The 4,388-nt window shown below is 44.0% G+C and carries 5 protein-coding genes and 2 pseudogenes; 3 read left to right on the top strand and 4 right to left on the bottom strand.

Translation table 11 applies throughout. From position 1 onward, the window contains the following. A partial coding sequence (locus IQ224_RS21960) for a transposase (protein WP_194032751.1) occupies positions 1 to 241 on the top strand: 241 nt, incomplete at its 5' end. Between the two features lie 28 nt (positions 242 to 269). Here IQ224_RS21960 and IQ224_RS21955 read toward each other — a convergent pair. Continuing rightward, positions 270 to 1,052, bottom strand: a pseudogene (locus tag IQ224_RS21955) (pentapeptide repeat-containing protein); the annotation flags it as partial. 349 nt (positions 1,053 to 1,401) lie between these two features. On the opposite strand from IQ224_RS21955, the gene IQ224_RS21950 reads away from it, so the two are divergent. After that, complete coding sequence (locus IQ224_RS21950; protein ID WP_002747048.1) at positions 1,402 to 2,085, top strand: DALR anticodon-binding domain-containing protein; 684 nt, start codon at positions 1,402 to 1,404, stop codon at positions 2,083 to 2,085. A gap of 129 nt (positions 2,086 to 2,214) precedes the next feature. On the opposite strand, the gene IQ224_RS21945 is transcribed toward IQ224_RS21950, so the two are convergent. Then, positions 2,215 to 3,045 (bottom strand): hypothetical protein, encoded by an 831-nt coding sequence (locus IQ224_RS21945; RefSeq protein WP_036402330.1) that lies wholly within the window; start codon positions 3,043 to 3,045, stop codon positions 2,215 to 2,217. 365 nt (positions 3,046 to 3,410) lie between these two features. Between IQ224_RS21945 and IQ224_RS21940 the strand changes: the two genes are divergently transcribed. Then, on the top strand, positions 3,411 to 3,905 hold the full coding sequence (locus IQ224_RS21940) for a hypothetical protein (protein ID WP_002747045.1): 495 nt from the start codon (positions 3,411 to 3,413) through the stop codon (positions 3,903 to 3,905). A 76-nt stretch (positions 3,906 to 3,981) separates the two neighbouring features. Here the strand turns inward: IQ224_RS21940 and IQ224_RS24425 are convergent. Next, positions 3,982 to 4,120 (bottom strand): annotated as a pseudogene (locus IQ224_RS24425) (IS630 family transposase); the annotation flags it as partial. Positions 4,121 to 4,147: 27 nt separating this feature from the next. Next, positions 4,148 to 4,388 (bottom strand): transposase (locus IQ224_RS21935; protein WP_194032751.1); only part of this gene is annotated, 241 nt, incomplete at its 5' end.

The following is a 4,388-nucleotide window of genomic DNA, read 5'->3' as shown; positions in this document are numbered from 1 at the left end:
AGAGGGAATGCTATCCATCTCGGAATGGTTGGCAAAATCCTCCAGTGTTTTTACTAAGAGTTGTCAAACAATCCGAAACTGGTTTGGAGAAATAATTAGTTATTTCGAGCGAAGGACAACGAATGGGGTGGTCGAGGGAATCAACAATAAACTTAAACTAATAAAAAGAAGAGGCTATGGCTTTAGAAACTTTCGGAATTTTTGGGTTAGAAGTATGTTATCTTGGCATCTTGTCTGTTGATTTAGCATAAAGAGTAACGAAGAGCCAAATCTGTTGCGGTTAAATTGGCTTGAAAAAAGGATGTGCCACCAATAGCAGCAAAGGCTATCACAATTTTACGCAACCAAGTATCGCGGCTTTCCTGTTTAAGGGTCAGCCAACCGAGCCAACAGTAAAATAATGTCAAGGCTACGGCTACGACTACGGCTTCGGCTAGGGCTCCGGCTAGGGTTCCGGCTAGGGCTAGGGCTCCGGCTCCGGCTCCGGCTCCGGCGAAGGCTACGGCTAGGGCTACGGCTACGGCTAGGGCTACGGCTAGGGCTACGGCTAGGGCTCCGGTTTCGGCTCCGACTCCGGCTAAGCCTACGGCTACAATTCCGACTTTGACTCCGAGGAAGACTCCGACTGAGGCGAAGACTCCGACTGAGGCGAAGGCTCCTGCTACGGTCAAAATATTTTTGCGCCAAGCGATGTGGAAAGTGGAGATGAGAAAAATTAAGGTGAACCAACCAGTAACTTGGTTTTCTGGATTGGAATAAAAAATTAAGCTCACCATATAACCGACGAAGGCGGAGAAAAAACTCGAAATCACAATTAACACCAAAGCCAACCCCAGCAAAAACAGCAGCCACCGCTTCGGCAATCCCGCCTTCGCCCCCGCAAACTTCACTCCCGTCAAATTCGCCCGACTAAAATTTGCCCCGCGTATATCACAACCACTGAAATCCGCCCCCGCTAAGTCCGCACTGCGAAAGTTACCACCTCGCAAGGATTCCCCCCGGAAATCCCGTCGCCCGTTTTTGTACTGCTCAATAACTGCTGCTGCCTTCATCGCCTACGAAATTGCCATACTATGCCCTCAATCTTACTGCAATTTAGAAAGCGGGTTTCCTGAGAGAATCCGATTGATACTCCCACCCCAGCGCTTCGGGATTCTTGGTTCAACGAGTCCACATTCAAAAACCTGGCATTTTTAGGGGCAATCGCCTCAGTTTCCACACCTCACGTTCTAGAATATATCTGGATTTCCCCCATAGATATCTAGTACAATAGCCGAAAACCGGCTCTTCTGGTGTTTATGTGGAAGGAAGAAGAATAGGGATAATTTGGGTGCATCTCAATTTGGTGGAAATATCTAGAGGACGTTTTGGGCGCACGCAACTACGTTTACCCTTCTGAGTATGAATTTTATCTGCAATCATCCCTCGATCGAGCATTGTTTAAAACAACAATTAATTAATCTTTTTCCAGAAAACAACCATAAATTAACTTTCTATCGTTGCCTAAAAACTGATAGTATCCTCTATCGTTCACCTCTGTTTTATTATTTTACTCCCGCTCAATGTCAAACCATATTTAACCATTTAATCGCCCTTTTTCCACAAATTCAGCTTAGGGAAGGATGGCTAGAATTATTATTAGATCAGCAATTTTTGTCCTTTTGGTTACTGAAACTAAACGATTCAATTGATAAATTTTTCTCCGATCAGCTTCCTCTCCATCCCGAAGGAGAATTTTTCTTTTTATTTCAATATACCCACGCTCGCTATTCTAGTTTGTTACAACTGCTCAATCGGGAAAAAATTAGATTAACCGAGTCAGAACTATTATCCTGGCATCATCCCGCCGAAATAGCCTTAATCCTGCAAATTTTAACCGTTTGCGATTGTTGGGAAGGCCAGAAACTCTATCCCCTAACTGCGAATTTGTGCGAAGCGATGCTCAATTTTGAGCGTAACTGTCGCATTATCGGAGAATCAGCCCCAATTCAGCGATCGAGATTAATCCTGATTAGCGTCAGTCAAAAACTACTTAACCGTCTTCTCCGTCAAAAATGGCAACTGCTGCCGATGACGGAACTATAAAAATATTAACTTTTATAAATTTAGTGGACAAAACCATCAGCTTATGATAGATTTTAATTAGTGTGAGGAGCGAACCAGAATAGAGAGCCGAGACGAAACATGGACAGTCGCCGGCTCTCTTTCTGTTGTTCAAGAATTATCTTTTTCTTGGCGATATTTGATAAAAGTGGGCAAATCAACCCGAAAAGAGGAATATTTCGGGGAAGGAGAGATGATAGGTGCGGGCCAATCCCTGTCTTTCTTATTTAAGGATTCTACTGGCTCAATAGTCTCTAATTCCGCTACAAAATCATCGATGGGAGCCACTTCATCGTTTTCTTGATTCTCTGTCTGAGACCAAGGCTCGATCGCAGCTGCCTTGTCAACAATGGCTAAATCTGGGGGAGAATTGCGATCGCTACCGCGCTGGAAATACTGGGCCAAGGCCGCTTTATACTGGAGGGTGTAGCGTTGCTGACGTTGGAGACGGGTGCGTAATTCCTGCAATTGCTGGTCATAGTTGCACAGTTTTTGGCTTTTTTCCTGATAACTTTCCTGAATTAAGGCACATTCTCGCTCTAAACGGGCTAATTGTTGGCGCGTGCGGGTCAATTCTGCGGTCAAATTGGCAATAATCATCGGTTGCCGTTGTTCCGCTTGACGATACTGTTCGATTTCTCCTAAAGCTCGCTGTAATTGTTGCTTTTCGTATTGCAGTTCCTCGTTTTGCTGCTGGATTAGGGTATCGCAACTTTGCCAGCGACGATGTTGCTCGGCTAACCGCGATCGCAGTTCCGCCAGAGCTTGCTCCCGTCGCCAGATCTCCGCTTGTAATTCTTGATTTTGTTGACGTAAATGAGAGGATAGAGCTGCCCAATCTGTCTCATCTGTTGATTGACTCTCATGCTCGACAATTTCAGCAGTGATGACAGTATCCGCATGGGTGAGATGATCGAGGTACAGGTCGGAATTATCGTTCATAAAAGCCAAAGGATGAGGAAACCTAGAAGTTTAGAGACGTTAAAAGCCTTCTATCGTTCCAAAAAAAAATGGGAACCGCATTGTTAGAGACTGCCGCGCGGTTCCACTGCCGATCCTTAAGAGGAGAACACTATAAATAACTATAAGCTTATTAGGAATTTTTGTCAATACTTAATGAGAAGTTTTTTCAATAAGTTGGAGAGGAGAGGGGAATCGACTAATTCCTAGATAGCTATAGTGCGGGATATCTGGCCCGGATCCAGGGAAGAATTAGCCACAGCAAAATTGACACAAGCACTGGTCGAGCGGGTTAGCGGCTCGATATGCTTCAATAATCCTATAGTTTTTATTTTCCTTGTCGTATCATGCCACGTCCCCCGAAGAAAACCCCTAGCACCCCTGAACCTCCCGAAGAGCCAATTAAAACCACTCCTCCCCTACAACCTCTACAAATTATTAAAAAGGGTTCTAGAGCCGCAGTACCCCCCAAACCCCCGGAAACCCCTCCAGAAATAATTGAGGAAAAACCAGCCGCAGAAACGGTAAAATCAGTCAGTAGCGAGATAAAATCTCCTCTCCGTCCCCGTTTCGATTCGGCTCCTCCATTCCGAAAACCGATTCCCAAAGCAGAAATTCCCGTAATCGAAAAAGCGACGGGAGCTAATGGCGAAGTATTTAATCTGACCGATTCTGTCCTGATTACTGAACCTTTTGGTACTCGTATTCCTGCTATTATCGATAGTTTTTATGCCGATGATCAAGGCGAAATCTGGGCGCGACTCAAACCAGTGGAAGTTAATCCCGATTGTCGCTGGGAACAGGCCTGTATTCGCTCTCAGAGTTTGGTAAAAGCCGAGTAAGACAGTTATCAGTTATCAGTTATCAGTTATCAGTTATCAGATTTGAGTTTTAAGTGTGCAGTAAGCTGTTCGTAATTTAAATTGCGTTAACAGAATTACCCTTGTTTTTCAACTTGCGATCCCACTTAATAATTAGACCTCCTTCATTTATAAAGTTGATGTAAAAGAGATTCTAATTCTTCAACTGATTTAAAAAGTCGATGAGCGATAAATTCTGGCTCTTCGTTACTCTTTATGCTAAATCAACAGACAAGATGCCAAGATAACATACTTCTAACCCAAAAATTCCGAAAGTTTCTAAAGCCATAGCCTCTTCTTTTTATTAGTTTAAGTTTATTGTTGATTCCCTCGACCACCCCATTCGTTGTCCTTCGCTCGAAATAACTAATTATTTCTCCAAACCAGTTTCGGATTGTTTGACAACTCTTAGTAAAAACACTGGAGGATTTTGCCAACCATTCCGAGATGGATAGCATTCCCTCT

The organism is Microcystis sp. LEGE 00066 (assembly GCF_015207925.1).
Classification (GTDB): Bacteria; Cyanobacteriota; Cyanobacteriia; order Cyanobacteriales; family Microcystaceae; genus Microcystis; species Microcystis ichthyoblabe_A.
Note: the sequence above shows the minus strand (reverse complement) of the source record. Positions and strands in the feature narration are given on the sequence as shown.